Source organism: Thalassospira australica (genome assembly GCF_044790785.1).
Taxonomy (GTDB): Bacteria; Pseudomonadota; Alphaproteobacteria; order Rhodospirillales; family Thalassospiraceae; genus Thalassospira; species Thalassospira australica_A.
In genome coordinates this window covers 845,802-861,135 of the sequence record NZ_CP085258.1, presented here as the reverse complement: position 1 = coordinate 861,135, position 15,334 = coordinate 845,802, and the positions used below count along the sequence as shown (strand labels likewise).

Annotated in this window: 16 protein-coding genes; 6 read left to right on the top strand and 10 right to left on the bottom strand. The window is 54.0% G+C overall.

Annotated elements, in window-relative coordinates; all coding sequences use genetic code 11:
- Positions 1-72: 72 nt before the first annotated feature.
- The 4 genes from LG297_RS03995 to fliP all read left to right on the top strand — a co-directional run bounded on the left by LG297_RS03995 (position 73) and on the right by fliP (position 2,159).
- On the top strand, positions 73-501 hold the full coding sequence (locus LG297_RS03995; RefSeq protein ID WP_404425363.1) for an EscU/YscU/HrcU family type III secretion system export apparatus switch protein: 429 nt from the start codon (positions 73-75) through the stop codon (positions 499-501).
- A complete protein-coding gene (locus tag LG297_RS03990) occupies positions 491-829 on the top strand; it encodes a hypothetical protein (protein ID WP_404425361.1) in 339 nt (112 codons plus the stop codon). Before LG297_RS03995 ends, LG297_RS03990 begins: the two co-directional genes overlap by 11 nt.
- A gap of 122 nt (positions 830-951) precedes the next feature.
- A complete protein-coding gene (locus LG297_RS03985; RefSeq protein ID WP_404425360.1) occupies positions 952-1,338 on the top strand; it encodes a FliO/MopB family protein in 387 nt (128 codons plus the stop codon).
- Entirely contained in the window at positions 1,335-2,159 is an 825-nt protein-coding gene (gene fliP / locus LG297_RS03980) for a flagellar type III secretion system pore protein FliP (RefSeq protein ID WP_404425358.1), read from the top strand. Before LG297_RS03985 ends, fliP begins: the two co-directional genes overlap by 4 nt.
- Positions 2,160-2,236: 77 nt before the next feature.
- On the opposite strand, the gene LG297_RS03975 is transcribed toward fliP, so the two are convergent.
- The 10 genes from LG297_RS03975 to LG297_RS03930 all read right to left on the bottom strand — a co-directional run bounded on the left by LG297_RS03975 (position 2,237) and on the right by LG297_RS03930 (position 13,280).
- Positions 2,237-3,556, bottom strand: a complete 1,320-nt coding sequence (locus LG297_RS03975; RefSeq protein ID WP_404425356.1) for an SEL1-like repeat protein — start codon at positions 3,554-3,556, stop codon at positions 2,237-2,239.
- Between the two features lie 85 nt (positions 3,557-3,641).
- Entirely contained in the window at positions 3,642-7,124 is a 3,483-nt protein-coding gene (locus LG297_RS03970; RefSeq protein WP_404425354.1) for a tetratricopeptide repeat protein, read from the bottom strand.
- A gap of 2 nt (positions 7,125-7,126) precedes the next feature.
- Positions 7,127-7,849: a flagellar motor protein MotB gene (locus LG297_RS03965; RefSeq protein ID WP_404425352.1), complete on the bottom strand. Its 723-nt coding sequence runs from the start codon at positions 7,847-7,849 to the stop codon at positions 7,127-7,129.
- Complete coding sequence (locus tag LG297_RS03960) at positions 7,849-8,697, bottom strand: hypothetical protein (RefSeq protein ID WP_404425350.1); 849 nt, start codon at positions 8,695-8,697, stop codon at positions 7,849-7,851. The genes LG297_RS03965 and LG297_RS03960 overlap by 1 nt, the downstream gene beginning before the upstream one ends.
- 11 nt (positions 8,698-8,708) lie before the next feature.
- Positions 8,709-9,356 (bottom strand): protein phosphatase CheZ, encoded by a 648-nt coding sequence (locus tag LG297_RS03955; RefSeq protein WP_404425348.1) that lies wholly within the window; start codon positions 9,354-9,356, stop codon positions 8,709-8,711.
- A 35-nt stretch (positions 9,357-9,391) separates the two neighbouring features.
- The gene (locus LG297_RS03950) at positions 9,392-9,778 is read right to left on the bottom strand and encodes a response regulator (RefSeq protein ID WP_062952883.1); all 387 of its coding nucleotides are present in this window, start codon (positions 9,776-9,778) and stop codon (positions 9,392-9,394) included.
- A gap of 223 nt (positions 9,779-10,001) precedes the next feature.
- Positions 10,002-10,745, bottom strand: a complete 744-nt coding sequence (locus LG297_RS03945; RefSeq protein ID WP_404425345.1) for a MotE family protein — start codon at positions 10,743-10,745, stop codon at positions 10,002-10,004.
- Between the two features lie 154 nt (positions 10,746-10,899).
- On the bottom strand, positions 10,900-11,550 hold the full coding sequence (locus LG297_RS03940) for a DUF6468 domain-containing protein (protein WP_404425343.1): 651 nt from the start codon (positions 11,548-11,550) through the stop codon (positions 10,900-10,902).
- Positions 11,550-12,677, bottom strand: a complete 1,128-nt coding sequence (fliM, locus tag LG297_RS03935; protein WP_114121795.1) for a flagellar motor switch protein FliM — start codon at positions 12,675-12,677, stop codon at positions 11,550-11,552. The genes LG297_RS03940 and fliM overlap by 1 nt, the downstream gene beginning before the upstream one ends.
- A 69-nt stretch (positions 12,678-12,746) precedes the next feature.
- Entirely contained in the window at positions 12,747-13,280 is a 534-nt protein-coding gene (locus LG297_RS03930; protein WP_404425340.1) for a flagellar basal body-associated FliL family protein, read from the bottom strand.
- A 339-nt stretch (positions 13,281-13,619) separates the two neighbouring features.
- On the opposite strand from LG297_RS03930, the gene flgF reads away from it, so the two are divergent.
- Positions 13,620-14,381, top strand: a complete 762-nt coding sequence (gene flgF, locus LG297_RS03925; protein ID WP_404425338.1) for a flagellar basal-body rod protein FlgF — start codon at positions 13,620-13,622, stop codon at positions 14,379-14,381.
- Between the two features lie 72 nt (positions 14,382-14,453).
- Complete coding sequence (gene flgG, locus LG297_RS03920; protein ID WP_404425336.1) at positions 14,454-15,239, top strand: flagellar basal-body rod protein FlgG; 786 nt, start codon at positions 14,454-14,456, stop codon at positions 15,237-15,239.
- Positions 15,240-15,334: the final 95 nt, after the last annotated feature.

Sequence of the window (15,334 nt, the reverse complement as noted above, 5' to 3'; positions counted from 1 at the left end):
TGGCTATGGTCGAGGCTTGTGATTGGCGCTCCACGCAGCGCAAGACGATGGAATATGACGAAATGGGCAGGAATGACCGGTAACCGACCCAAAGTCGACATCACCGATCCGCGCGAAACCCGCACGGAAAATCTTGCCGCGCCCGGTTCCGGCGATCAGAAGGCCGTTGCACTGCGCTATGCTCATGGCCGCGACAACGCGCCGATACTAAGCGCAAAGGGCGAAGGCAGCGTTGCGGAACAGATATTGCAACTGGCCTTTGCCAACGGGGTCAAAGTCCGTAAAGACAGCGATCTTGCGGAAATTCTGATGGCGGTCGATGTGGATAGCGAAATTCCGCTCGAAGCATTTGCCGCCGTCGCCGAGATTTTAAACTATATCTACCGTATCAACCGGATTTACGGTGATTCGGCGAAGAAACAACCGGCATCAACAAACATTGATCCGGTGTCGACAACCCATTTTGAAGATCGCAACCGGGAAGGCCAAAATGAGCCCTGAACAATTCAAGCCTGATCAGTTCAAGAAAGATCTCAAGCGTGTATTGTCCCTGATCACTGCCAGCCAGCGATTTGTCGATGAAGGCAAGGTGGTTGAACTCAATACACTGGAAACCAAGATTTCCGATCTTTGTGTCCAGGCCAGTGTGATGAATGGCGAGCAACGCCGCGAAGTTGCACCGCTTCTGGCTGCTTTGACCGATGATCTGGCGCGTCTGGAAACGACCATGCACAAGGAATATTCCGAATTGCAACGTCAGTTGCGCGGACTTAGCAATAACGCACAGGCAACCAATGCCTATGCCCATGCGGCACGCACAACGCGCTAGACAGGCCCTTGCTGGAAATCCCGATGGCATCTTGCCTGTGCGGGCCGCGCACGGTAAACAGAACGGGTTCGTCATATTAGGGGCGAGCCAAACAACAGGTCCGTCGCGGGGAAGGTAACCTGATGGAATTTAGCGCTTATTTCCGGTTTGTCGCCGCCCTTGTATTTGTATTGGGTATGATCGGGGTATTGGCTCTGGTTGCACGGCGCTTTATTCCCGGTGCGCGTAATATCAACCGTCGGCACAAGGAACGCCGCCTTTCGATTGTCGAAGTCGTTCCTGTCGATACCAAGCGACGTCTGGTTCTCTTAAAACGGGACGATACCGAACATCTTGTCTTGCTGGGTCCATCCGGGGATAGCGTCATAGAACGCAACATCGGCACGCATTTCTCCGAAGTCCTCAGTGACGATATGCGCATTCATGGCGATGATGACGTGCCCGATGCGACAGCGCTGCCGAAGTCTGACAAAAATCAGACAAAGACCAACGGGAAACAACCCGCATGATGATCGCACCCGCCCCGTATCCCCGACAGGATCAAGCCGGCCAACCGGTGCATACCAACACAGGCCGCGTCCCACGCTGGCTGACGCTAGCTGCAATCTGGTCACTGGTACCCCTGATCGCCATAGGATTTGGCGGTGATACCGTTCACGCCCAGACATTCAATTTTGATTTGGGTGATGGCCCCGGTGTGACGTCGTCCGGCCGCATGATCCAGTTGATCGGTTTGATTACGGTCCTAAGCCTTGCCCCGGCCATCCTGATGATGGTGACATCTTTTACCCGTATCGTTGTGGTCCTCAGCCTTTTACGGACCGCCATCGGCATTCAGCAATCACCGCCAAACCAGGTCATGGTCAGCTTGGCGCTGTTTCTGACTTTGTTCATTATGATGCCAACGATGGAGCGCGTCTGGGACGAAGGCCTACAGCCCATGATCAATGGCGATATCGATGAATTCGAAGGCATGGAGAGGTCCGTCCGACCGGTTCATGATTTCATGATGACACAAGTGCGCGACCGCGATCTGGAACTGTTCGTCAATCTGGCGAATGTCGAGGTCACCGGCCCCGAAACCATTCCGCTACGCGCCCTGATCCCGGCTTTCATGATCAGTGAACTGCGCCGCGCATTTGAAATCGGCTTTTTGCTGTTTATCCCGTTTCTGATCATCGACATGGTGGTTGCCAGTATCCTGATGTCGATGGGGATGATGATGCTGCCCCCTGTCATCATCTCGTTGCCCTTCAAGCTGATTTTCTTTGTCATGGTCGATGGCTGGTATCTGATATCGGGATCGCTGGTCGAAAGTTTCGGCGGTTAGCCGTACCCAACGGGAATTTCCAAAACAAAAGCCGCCTTGCACAAGCAGACGGCTTTTTGATTATTAGATCATCCGGATCAGACCGAACGTTTTCCTGTTTTAAAAACGTTCTTTTCGAGCGGTTTCAGACCAAAACTGCCGCGACGCGGGGCCGGGTTTTCGGTAACATAGCGATCCGCCTGCTGGCGTTCACGATCATTCATTCTTGTCCGCACGGCTTCCATTTCACGATAAGCCTGACTTCCGGCCGAGGGGGCCGACATCCGCAGCCAGTAATAGGCCATGATATTGTCCTGATCGACGCCGCTGCCGATCGCATAAAGCCGCCCCAAGGCCGCCTGACCGTTTGCCGAACCCTTGCGCGCGGCACGCTCGTACCAGCTTGCCGAACGGGCCATGTCAACCGGCACACCAAGGCCATGCTCATACATCACCCCGATCAGATGATAACCGCCAGGATGACCCAGTTCTGCCAAATCCATAGCCAGATCAAGGGCTGCGGCATAGTCGGGCTCGCGATGTGCAACGCCAAAGATCAATATCTGCGTCATCTGGTATTTGGCTGAAATATCGCCCTGATCGCAGGCATTCATCAGCATCGTCCAGCCGCGATTGAACAGCTTCAAATCAGAAGAATGGCAGAAATACATGGCCAGATTGGCCTGGGCATAGGTATCACCCTCGTTCGCGGCCATTTCGAACCAGCTGATGCTTTCGGCGATATTGCGCTCCGCCCCAAGACCAACACCAAGCGCATAACCAAGCGCAGAGGCAGCTTCGACACTGCCTGCGCGGGCAGCGCGCAAATTGTATTCAAACGATTTGGACGGGTCGCGCTTTACACCGCGCCCCTCAAGATAAAGATAGGCCAACACACTTGCTGCCGAGGGGTCATTTGCCTCACTCGCGCGACGCAGATATTCCACGGCAGTCTCATCATTCTGGTCTACACCCCATCCGTTAAGATAACAGACCCCAAGATTGTAAAGAGCCGCGATTGAACCGTTTTCAGATGCCTGTTCAAACCATTCAGCAGCAGTTTCCGGGTTTTCCGGAACTCCGAGTCCCTTGGCATAGAGATATCCGAGATTGTTGGCCGAAATGCCCTGCCCGCCAATTGCCTCCTCGCGGAACCAATAGGCTGCTTCGCGGTACCACTGATCGCCCTCGCCCTGATCCTCGGCAACGCCTATTCCCTTGGAACGCATGAAGCCATAGCAGATGGCGGCAAAGGCACGGCTTTGCCGATGTATCTGGTCAAGAATTTTCCGGGTAGCGCCCTCGTCGCGGGGCATGCCGACACCACGAAAATGTCTGAGCGCAAGCGAAAGCTGAGCGAAGATGTCACGTTCGACCTTCGCGTCATCGTAATAGACCATTTTAAGTGCACGATCCATCACAGCACTGCTTTCACAAATAGAACAAGACCGGCCCTCCGCACCTTACAGATGCAATGACCCGACCAAAACATAAATACGATTATTAGTTTATAGCACTAAGCTGTGACTTTTCCAACTGGTCACGATAATTGGTCAAGAAACCCTGGAAACTCTCAACTTCATCAACTCTATTCGCCAATGTACGGTAATCGATCAAGCCCTGCGTCGGAGATGATGTAATCAGGCTGAAAGCTTCGGCATAAGGGCTTTGCGCCATCACAATTCCATAGCGACGTTTGAGCATATTCAACGTGCGCTCCTGCCCGCCCATCGCCAGATTGACTGCCCAGTTCAAAACATAGCGGGCCCGCTCATCGCCGAAATTCTCGACCATATTGCCCTCGTCATCCCCGACCAACCGCTGGAAAGTTTCGGCAGCAGACATGTAATCCCGCGTTTCCCGATAATAGTCGACCCGGAGCAATTCGGCATCCTTGGACAAATCCCCTTCAAGGGATGCCATTGCTTCGGCCCCGCGATCTGTATCCAGCAGAGCACGCGCCCGCAAATGGCGGCGTTGGCTTTCGAGTTCCGGTGTCAGCCCAGCGACCTCGCTGTTATCAAGAACCCGTATCGATTCATCTGGCTTGCCATCAAGCAGATAAACGAGCGCCAGCCTTGCGCCGACCCGTGCTTTTTCTGTTCCCGTCAGGCGGAAATCAACCTGATGTTCCAAAAGCGCCTCGGCCCGGTCGAACAATTCGACATCGACCATTCGGTCAGCAAGACGCCGGATCAGTTCATCACCCTTTTCACCAGCCGGTGTCAGTTCGCGGAATTCGTCATACAGTGCAACAGCCTTGATCGCCGAAATATTATTGATCTCGTCGCCCAGATAAATGGACTCGAACGTATTGTGCATCATATCGGTAACATCGGCCGCAGACGGGCTGTTGGGGAAGAAGATCGCCGCCTGACGCAGGGTATTTAGACCTTCGCGATATTGCTTGTTCCGGATCTGCAGTTCACCGAGCCGACGCAACAATGCCATTTCGAAATTGTCCCCGCGCCATGCGAAACGCAATTTCTCCAGTTGTTCGATTGCATCATCAAGGGTCAAACGCTCAAGCCGCATCAGAAGTTCGGTGCGATCAAAGATCGCATGCGCGCGTGCCTTGCGATTATCACCTTCGGCAACCTCGTCCCATGTCGAGACAGCCTGCTCAAATTCACCTGCCTCTTCCTCGAAAATACCTTTCAGATACTCGACATCCTTGATTTTGCTGTCGCTCATCCCCTTGGTAACCAGCATCTTTTCAATTATGTCCATGCCGGCATCAGGGTTACCGACAATCAATGCCTGCTCGGCCGCAAGCGGGCCAAGACGCGATAGCAATTCAGGCGGATAGTTATCAAGGATATGCACACTTTCGAGAAGATCACGCGCCCCTTCGTTCGGACGTCCGCGAGCCGCAAAAGTCACCGCACGCCACAACTGCATTTCCGGGATAGCCCGCAGGCGTTCATCTTCAAGTAAACGGGATGCTTCGTCATATTCGCGATCAAGAAACTTGACGGCCGCTTTCAGGGCACGAAACTGCAATTTCTGGGCAATCAGCGGATCGTCATCTTCCATGGCCGAGACAACCGCATCCGCCTCGGGACCAAGACCGTTGGCCATATAGTATTGCGCGAGTTCAAGCCGGGCCTTGTTACGGTGTTCGTCTCCACTTGCAATCAATTCCTGACGCAGGGCATACATTGCGTTGTTGTAATTCTCCAACCCGCCACGTCGCCAGTCTTCCAGTTCGAAAATCAGACCTTCGCGGCCATCACCGGCACGCGCACGCACGCCGGTTGCGGATGCCAGCAGCCGCGCCCCTTCCGGTGAAATATTAAGTCCGTCGGCAGCCGTCACCACCACTGCCTGTCCATCATCACGATTGGTGACTTGTACGGTTTCATTGATCGGCGCGACCACGACCCCCTGAACCGAGGGAAGAACTTCGAAGTCCGGATAACGCAATGCCGTTTCAATGCCATAGCCCATTTGGCGAGTTGGCACGACACGAAGCTGATCACCGACCTCGGGATCTTCAATCGGTATGGTCGGACTGATATCGCCAAGCGGCACAACGAGGCGGGCCCGGGTCTGATTATCCAGTTCAATTGACGGGCCAAGCCGCTCGATCGGTTGCATGGTCCCCTGCTGCAAGGTGACGTCCCAGTCGCCATTTTCAGCAGGCGTTGCATAAAGCCCCACCCCTTCGGGAATGGTCATACGCAGTACTGTGGCATAAGGACTGTCAAGCTGCTCGACCACCCCGACAATCTGTGCAGCATCCTGCCTGACAGCATCAAGGTTCAGATTGGCACGAACGTCAAACACCATCCAAAGGAAACCGGCACGAGACCAGATCGCCATTCCGCCCGGTCGCCCGAATGGAAAGCCAAGGACAAGTTTTGTCGGATCCTGAGTTACGGATACATCAAGGTCGCCAATACTTTCGCGTTCAGGTGCAACCGCTTCCGATATAATAGGCACATCCGGCTGTTGCGACAAAGAACTCGCAATCGGATCATCTGTCGAGGCGGCAGGTGTTTCTGCCTCCAGTGAAGTTTCTCCTGCGGTTGGCGCAGGAGGAGATTGCCGTGCGGCTTGCGATGGTACGGGTGCCGCGGGGGCGGGTGCCGTATTACGGGCTGCCGGTGTCCCAGCAACGGCATCGGATGGTGTTCCCTGTACTCCCATCAGGTCGACAACAACTTTGTTGCCGGACCGGAAATGGCGCAGTGCCCGTGGCGGATCGGTTTCGATCCCTACAGACAACGGATCAGTTGCACTTTGACGAAGGGTAACCCCCTCGGGCAGGCGACGTGTCACACCCGTCGCATCAATGCGGGCCGGGTTGCTGAAAGCCAAAGTCTGGTTCCCCTGATCGCCGTTCAGTGTGTAATCGGTACGGTTCGGCCAATCAAAAACCAGACGATAGAATGTCGGATGCCGCCCGACCCTGATATCAAGTTCAGGAGTTGCGGCAGCCGGGGTGGTATTCCCCTCCGGGGACGGCGATGTTGCCGGGCGTGTCTGCGGTGTTGGCAGCGGTTCGGATGCTATTTCGGCGGGGGAATCTGGCGCGGGCCTCGGCGGGGTTGGCTCGGGGGATGCGGGCAAGGCCGGAGGCGGTGCAGGCTTATCGAGAATATCGAGCACCACATTGGTCCCGACATTAAAAACACGTGCCTCGAAATCATCACGCAAGACAAACGCAACCGTGCGTCCATCCGGATCAAAAAAACCGTCGCTGACATAATCGGAAATCGGATCAAGAACGCCACGCATAGAAGCGACAAGCGGCCGATCAAAACGCACGACAAGTTGATCACCGATGATCTCAGCGGTGTAGTCGACAGGCTTGTCCCATTGCAGAACAATACGTCCATAACCACTATGTGCGCCCGAGCGAATGATCACCTGATCTGTCGCCTGAGCGAGTGCGGGGCGCGCTCCCATTACCGGCAATGCTGCCAGACCGGCTACCATAACCACAGTAGCCAGCAGGAGACGCGCGACGGCCAAAAGCATTCTTACGAACCTCCGATCCCGCTTCCGCTATGGGGTTCAATAACAATGTCGACCCGACGAGCCATTGTAAAACGCGCCTGCTCGTCCGCCATTACCGGAAGCTGGTCGTATCTTGATGCCGCAAATCCGTAAATATTTATGTAATCTGTATAACCGGATCTTTTAAGTTCGTTGGCAACGGCTGCAGCACGGGCAAGGGAAAGTTCCCAATTCGACGCATAAAGCCCGCGTCCACTGACAGGGCGGGGGTCGGTATGCCCCTGTACACCGATCCGGTTCCCGATGTTTCGAAGGACACCGCCAAGGACGAACAGCGCCTGACGCGCCCTGTCCGTCATTTCAGAACTGCCACTGATAAACAGAATATCGCCCGGCAGGGAAATAACAAGCTTGTCCGCATCACGGTTCAGCGTGGCATCGCCAAGAACGTCGTTATCATCAATGGCATCATCAATCACCGCACTAAGGTAATCAAGGTTCATTGCCGGCTTGCGATAAACCCGTGGTATATTTAGCTGCGCGACCGGTTCATCCGTTTCTTCGACCGGGGACGGCTTGATCGCCTGTGACAAAGAATCAACAACCTCGTCCCAGCGGTCGATCTTGACCTTGGACATTGCAAACAGCATCACGAAGAACGTCAGCAGCAACGAGATCAGATCCGCAAGACTGAGCATCCATGGCGGCGGCCCTTTGGGACCGTTATCGCGCTTTGGTTCATCCATCAGCCGTCGCCCCCTTGAGGTCCCAGTGGAATGGGCGCGTTGATACTTGGCTGGCTGGCTCCCGGCACCGGGATCAGCATTGGACCATTATTTGCGTTGCCGGTCCCATTCGATCCCGGTGCCGGAATTGCACCATTGCCGGAACCGTTATTGGCATTTGTTGGTGTCACCACAGGAGCAGGCGGTTCTTTCGGGCCGAAATCCCAGAAAAAGCGGAAGGTCACGATGAACGGATCAGCTCCCGGGTCGATACCGACATAAACGTTTTTTTCCGGTGCGCCGCGGTCGATAAGGTCTCTGGCAAACGCGCCCGCACGACCGATTTGAAGATTGTTTTCAATCTCGACCGTGCCTTTTGATCCCAACTCGCTACCCATGACCATTTCCATTTGATAGGACGCATAACCACTTTCATCGGCCAGCACCTCGGCGAGCTGGTCCATGAGTTCATCCTGTCGTTCACGAATAAGGATTGAATTGGGATCGAATAATTGATCGACATGCATGATGACTTCCATCAGCGTGCCGGGCTGAAGCACCTGCACCCGAACGACCTTGATTGCCGTCTGGAACAAGGAACCGAGTTTGTCCTGGGTATCCTCGGCGGCAACCACCGGCCCTTCAATCGAGGTAACGGTTTGCAGACTGGTGGTCGGCGGCAGAATGGCAGCAAAGGCGGAAGACAGGCTTTCCTGAACTTCCCGGGTTTTGACTTCCTCGAACGTTGAAATGGTGTTTAGCAGAATAAAGAATGCCAAAAGCAGGAGATAGAGAGCGAGGAACAGCGCGACCGCCGCATTTGTGGGCGGGCTTGGTGGTCTTGGTCCGTCGTCCTCTATTTCCGCCATAACCGTCCCATTTAGCTAAACATCGCGTCGATGTCAGCCTGCGAAACACCCTTGCCATCAAGTTGCGGCCCGTTCAGCAAGGCTTCTTCACCTTCGGGTTCTTTTTTCTTCCGGGGATTGGACGCGGCATATTTGGCAATTTCATCACCAAATGCCTTAACCAGTCCCTCGACCCGTTCCTCAATCGATTTCAGGGCCTTGATCACCTTGGTCGTACGCTGGCCGGTGATGTCCTGGAAGTTACAGGCCTCGTAAACGCGCATGGTCGCACTGGTTACGATTTCAGCCTGTTCAGGGGGAAGATTTGCAGCTAGTTCCTCAAGCGTATCCATCGCATCAAGGATTTCATGCGTTGCCCCGGCTGTTGCATCGACAATTGCGTCAAGCTCGTCGGTGGCATTGGGGATATATTCTGCCTTGATATCGTCCGGTCGCAATGATGCGATCTCGGATTTCATCTTGCGAATGATGCCCGAAAGCTCATCCAGTTCGCCAAACAGGCGTTTCTGGTCGTCTGATGGCTTGTCACCTTCCGAAACAAAGCGCGAAAGCTGATCCATCAGATCAGACAATTGTTCAACCTTCAGATCATCGCCGTCAAGGCGCGCCTTGAGGTCCAGCAACAACTGTCGAAGTTCGTCTTTGGACGTTTTGGACATCACGGTATCGCGGGACTATCGTCCCGCGCCCCTAATCAGAACTCACCGATAACAGTGGTGAGTTTGCCTTTCAACGTCTCGGCGTTGAACGGCTTGACGATGTAGTTAGACACACCGGCCTTTTTCGCCATCACGACGTTTTCGGTTTTCGCCTCGGCGGTGATCATGATGAAGGGCAGATCCTTCAGCTTTGTATCAGCCCGGACTTCTTTCAGAAGCTGGAGCCCGGTCATCGGCTCCATATTCCAGTCGGAAATCACAAGGCTGAACGGCTTTTCACGCAGTTTGCGCAATGCCATGCTGCCATCCGTCGCTTCTTCGATATTGGTAAAGTTCAACTGCCGCAGGAGATTGCGGATGATACGCAACATGGTTTTGTAGTCATCCACAATCAGGATCGGCATATTCGGATCGACGGCCATTCACCACTCCATCATGCTATCAAATCTCTCACCCTTACCCCATGAACCCCTGTGCATAAGAGTAAGGCCCCTATAATCGTGATGTACCTATTTAACAATGGTTAATCAAGGCTTTTCACAATTTCCGAATAACGGCCATCATGTTGATGATACTTGAATAATCAGCCGACCGGCAGCCATTTTATACAGACCAAATTTCTGCAAAGCTTGCCTGTCTCCTGCATTATTGAAGCGGCAACATGTTTATATCCTGCTTGTAGGCAAGTTCGGTTGTCAGCGCACGGGCCCGATCTGCCGTCATTTCGGCCAGAACCGCTGCAGTATTTGCTTCTCGCATGCCAAGTGCCACCTGCAACAGAATATCCATATCCAGATCGTTCCAGATGCGCGCAGCATCCTTTGGCTTCATTTTTTCATAAACGCTGATCAGCTTGGTGATCCGTTCATTTTCCTGTTCTTCCTTGGTCTCGACCAGACCTTCAATCGCCGTTTTCAGCGACTTCATTTCCTCGATCTTGGCATCGATCCGGGCTTCAGCAGCCGCCAAAAGGCTCTCACGCTCGTCAAGACGTTGCTCTTTACGGTCCAGTTCGGAACGGCGCACCGACAGGTTCTGCAAAAGATCAATTTCTTCCTGGGTAAACAAGGTTGGATCACCGCCCAGCATCGGCGGGGTATCACCGGACCCGTTCGGCATACCGTCAACAGCCCCTGTCCCGTCGTCTTCCATCATCCCGAGCGGATCATCAAGCCCCGGTTCGCCAGCCGGCGTTTCAGGTGTCGCCGCATCAGGTGCAGCAGCCGGTTGTTCCTGTGCCTGCGCACGTGCAAGCTGAACGACACTGACGCCAGATGTCGCGGCTGCATCTTCTCCTTTTGGAGAGTCCGAAAACAGTCCCACGATCTTGACCGTCAAAACGACAAGACCGACCAGAACCACCAACGGCAGAATACGCACAGAAGACATTCATTCACCCGGAACACGGGACGCTTGCACGCCCATATTGAATTTCAAATCATATACTAACAAATAGGGATCAGATTTGTCCAAAAAAGACGCCTTTCCCGATTTTCACCATCCACGACAATTCGGCACCGTCCGACCAAATCGCAGTCGCGGCCTAGCGAACAGAACGCAGTGCGGCAAGAAGTTCCCGTTCGGCTTCGGAACGTCCGGCGTCTTCATCCTGTTCATAAGGATCAGAAACCGGTTCGGAGGCACCAGAAGAAGCGCCTGTTCGTGACGATGAAGAAAACCCGCCTCCCGACGCATCACCCGACCGGGAAGAAACCGGAGGCGTTCCACGCTCGACATCGCGCATCAGACGTGCAGCAAGTTCTTCGGCACGGGTTTCAACTCCCTGACGATCATCCTCGATATCTTTGCGATCAGGCCCCGTAGCATTTCCGGTCCCGGCAAAACTTGCCGTACTACCGCCACGGCGGGTCGCATTGGCATCACTTGCAGCCTTTTCCAGACGGTTGGCAATGCTTTCGCCACGGTCAACCATAAAGGAAAGATCTTCGTTGAGCGCGCTGGCCTTTTCGATATCCTCGCGCAGTTTCTCGCCCGATTGTTCTGCCATGTCTTTCAGCGCCCTGATTGATATTTCGGCGCGTTCGTTTGCAGCATTGAAAGCGGTCAGAAAGTTTTGCATTTCTTCCCGGTTGCGCCGAAATGCCGCCAGACGGCGACTCAGGATCACGGCATAAATAATGGTCGCAATCAGCAACGCGATCATCACCAGATCAAGATAGATGGCATAATCCATCAACTGTCTTCCTCGTTATGCCGCGCACGGTCACGAACCTGAATAGCGATCCTGTCCCCCTTGCGCCCCATCATCCCCTTGAACAGGGGAACATCCCCGCACCTAACCTCGACAGGCGAGGTCGGACTGGTATTAAGAACCAAACGGTTGCCAACTTCCAGATTAATCACATCCCCAAGTGACATGATCTGTTCATCCAGTACGGCAAGAAGGTTCACATGGGTTTGCCATAACTCGTTTGCCAGGTGGTTTTCCCAAATCGAGTCACGACCGAACTTTTCCCCCATGAACATCTGAAGCAGCAGCTCACGAACCGGCTCCAGTGTTGCATATGGGATCAGCAGTTCGAGACGACCACCGCGATCTTCCATATCAATGCGCAACTTTGCGACGATGGCAGCATTGGCATGACGGGCAATGGTCGCAAAACGCGGGTTGGTTTCAAGGCGCTCGAACCGGAAGGTCACCGGGCTTAGCGGATCAAAGGCCGCAGAAAGATCGCCAAGAACCACATGGATCATGCGTTCGACAAGATTGCGTTCGATCGTGGTATAGGGACGACCCTCAATACGCATCGCCGCCGTACCGCGTCGCCCGCCCAGCAATACGTCCACGATGGAATAAATCAGCGCGGAGTCAACCGTCAGCAGTCCGTAGTTATCCCACTCCTCAGCCTTGAAAACACCAAGCATGGCGGGCAGAGGGATCGAGTTCAGGTAATCCCCGAAACGCAACGACAGGATGTTATCAAGCGATACTTCAACGTTGTCGGATGTAAAGTTACGCAGCGACGTTGACATCATGCGCACCAACCGGTCGAAGACAACTTCGAGCATCGGCAGACGCTCATAAGCCACCATCGACGAGTTGATGATAGCCTGAATGCCCGATTGATCGCCCGCACCCGACCCGTCATCGAAACCCAGAAGACTGTCGATTTCGTCCTGGTTCAGAACACGCGCAGATCCAGGGCCTACATCCTCGTCTTCGCCGCCGCCATCCTCGTCGCCAAGCATGGATTCCCATTCGGCTGCCATATCCTCGCCGCCGTCGTCTCCATCCTCGTCACCGCCTGCCATGGCTTCCCATTCAGCGGCAAGTGCGTCATCATCATCTTCATCTGCCATCGGCGATTTGTCCCTGGGTCTTTGGCCCGTTACCTTCTTGATGGTAGCTCTGGCATTGTCGCCGGAGCCCTATTGTACCAGCATTTCCTTGAACAGAACGTCGTTAATTTTTGCCGGTTTTGCCGCAGCACTCACACGGATCAGCAATTCCTCGCGCAGGCGGAACATACCCTCGGACCCGGCGAGGTCCTCGGGCCTCAATTCGCGAAGATAAACCTGAAAGTTGTCGACAATACGCGGCATCATCTGTTCGATCTGCGGCAGCATCGTCTGATCGGCGACTTCCAGACTGACACGTATTTTAAGATAGCTTTGCTTGCCGCCACCGGCATTAAGATTGACCAGAATCTCCGGCAGGTCGACAAAACCGACATTCTCGGGTACGCCGGGGGCTTCTTCGATTGCACTCTCGGAAATCACTTCCTCGGTCTGCAAACCATTCCCGCCCCCCGTCAGCATATCAATCACCGGCTGCAACAACCCGGTGAAATATGCTGCGGCGGCACCGCCCAGCAACAACAGCACCAGCAAGACAACAACGACCAGCAATTTCTTGCTGCGCCCACCGCCATCCATTTCTATTTCGTCGACGTCATCACCCATTGGCCCGCACTATCCCGCATTCAAAAACGATATCCCGTCTTCCGAGCAAACACTATGCCGGAATGATGAGGCATAACGCCTTGACGTTAAAATTCCGTTTCCCGCCGGGCGATATAACGGATTTGCCTCTGTAATCTAATACATGAAAATCCACTTGCCACCCGCCTTGCTGGTCACTCGGCAAAATCGGACGGCAATTTCTACCAGAACCTTTCTGGAACATTCCCGGGAACCACAGCGGGTCATAATTTTATCATTTAACTTCATGTAGTTAACACATTTGGCACGCTGTTCGCAACTGACCTGTCCAGAACACCGACCCGATTTGGGAAGTAGAATATGGAAAACGTTACCTACATCGCTTTGTCGCGCCAAAAAGCGCTTCGCAGCATGATGAACAACATCTCCCAGAACCTGGCGAACATGAACACGACCGGGTACAAGGAAGAAAAGATGATGTTCACCGACTGGATAGCGAAGAACAAGGATGCACCGTTTCGTGGCGAGCGCGAGATATCCCTTGTTCAGGACATCGCGCAGTTCCGCGATACGCGTGTGGGAAATATAGAACACACCGAACGACCGCTTGACGTTGCCCTGAGCCAGCCGGACACGTTCTTTGCAGTCGAAACGCCCACCGGCATTCAATATACCCGCAATGGTAACTTTAGCCTCGACCCTGGCGGTCAGCTGATTACCAATGAAGGCTATCCGGTGATGAGCGATGCCGACCAGCCGATTTTCTTTAACGAAGCCGACGGCCAGATCGAAATCAAGGGTGATGGTACAGTATCAACCGATATCGGTCAGGTCGGAAGGCTGCAGGTCGTTACCTTCGACAACGTTCAGGAAATGAATGTAACCGGCAGTTCGCTTTACAGCGTGGTCAAAGAAAATCCGGAAGATCCTGACGGCGCACAACCGGTGGACAATCCCGGCGTGGTTCAGGGTGCATTGGAAAAATCCAACGTCAACCCGATCGGCTCGATGACGCAAATGATTGATGTGTTGCGCACCTATCAATCGGTGTCGCGAACCCTCGAAAGCGAAAACGAGCGCCAGCGCAATATGATCAGCAAGCTGGGCGACATTCGCGCCTGATGAACCAGGGACTTAAGTCCCGCTACATAAAGAATCAGAATGCGCCGCCGGCGCAGACCCAGGAGACAGAAGATGCGGTCACTTGATATCGGAGCCCTTGGCATGCAGGCACAATCCACCAACGTGGATGTGACCTCGCACAACATCGCCAACATGACCACCACCGGCTACAAACGCCAGCGCGCGGAATTTCAGGATCTGCTTTATCAGGATTTACGCCGTGCCGGTTCTCCGTCATCAGATACCGGAACAATCGTTCCTGTTGGCGTGCAGGTTGGCTTGGGCGTGAAAACCGCAGCCATCGGTCGTTATATGGGACAGGGTACCTTGACCCTGACGGAAAACGAGCTTGATGTTGCCATTCAGGGTCGCGGCTATTTGCAGATCGATATGCCAAGCGGCGAAACAGCTTATACCCGAGACGGAACGCTGAAACTCGACGCAGACGGCCAGCTTGTGACAAAAGATGGCTTTGCCGTACAGCCGGGCATCACCGTGCCCGATAACGCAACATCTGTCACAATCAACACTTCTGGCGAAGTATTTGCTGAAATTGACGGTCAGGTGGCCCTTCAGAACCTTGGCCAGATCCAGCTTGCCACCTTCATCAATCCGGCAGGACTTGATGCCCTTGGCGACAACCTCTTCCTTGAAACCGAGGCCTCGGGCAATGCCGCTGCCGGGGTACCTGGCGGTGTTGGTTTTGGTACTATTCAGCAAGGTTATCTGGAAGCATCGAATGTCAACGTGGTTCAGGAAATCACCAACCTGATCAAAGCCCAACGTGCATACGAGATGAATTCCAAATCAATCTCGACCACAGATGAAATGATGAGCGCAGTCAGCAACCTGCGTTAATTTCGTTCCGGTCTGAACTGACAGAAGCATCTGGAAAATAATTGCGCGGGCAACCGGGGAACAAAGCGGTTGCCCGCGCAAAGTGTATTTACGCG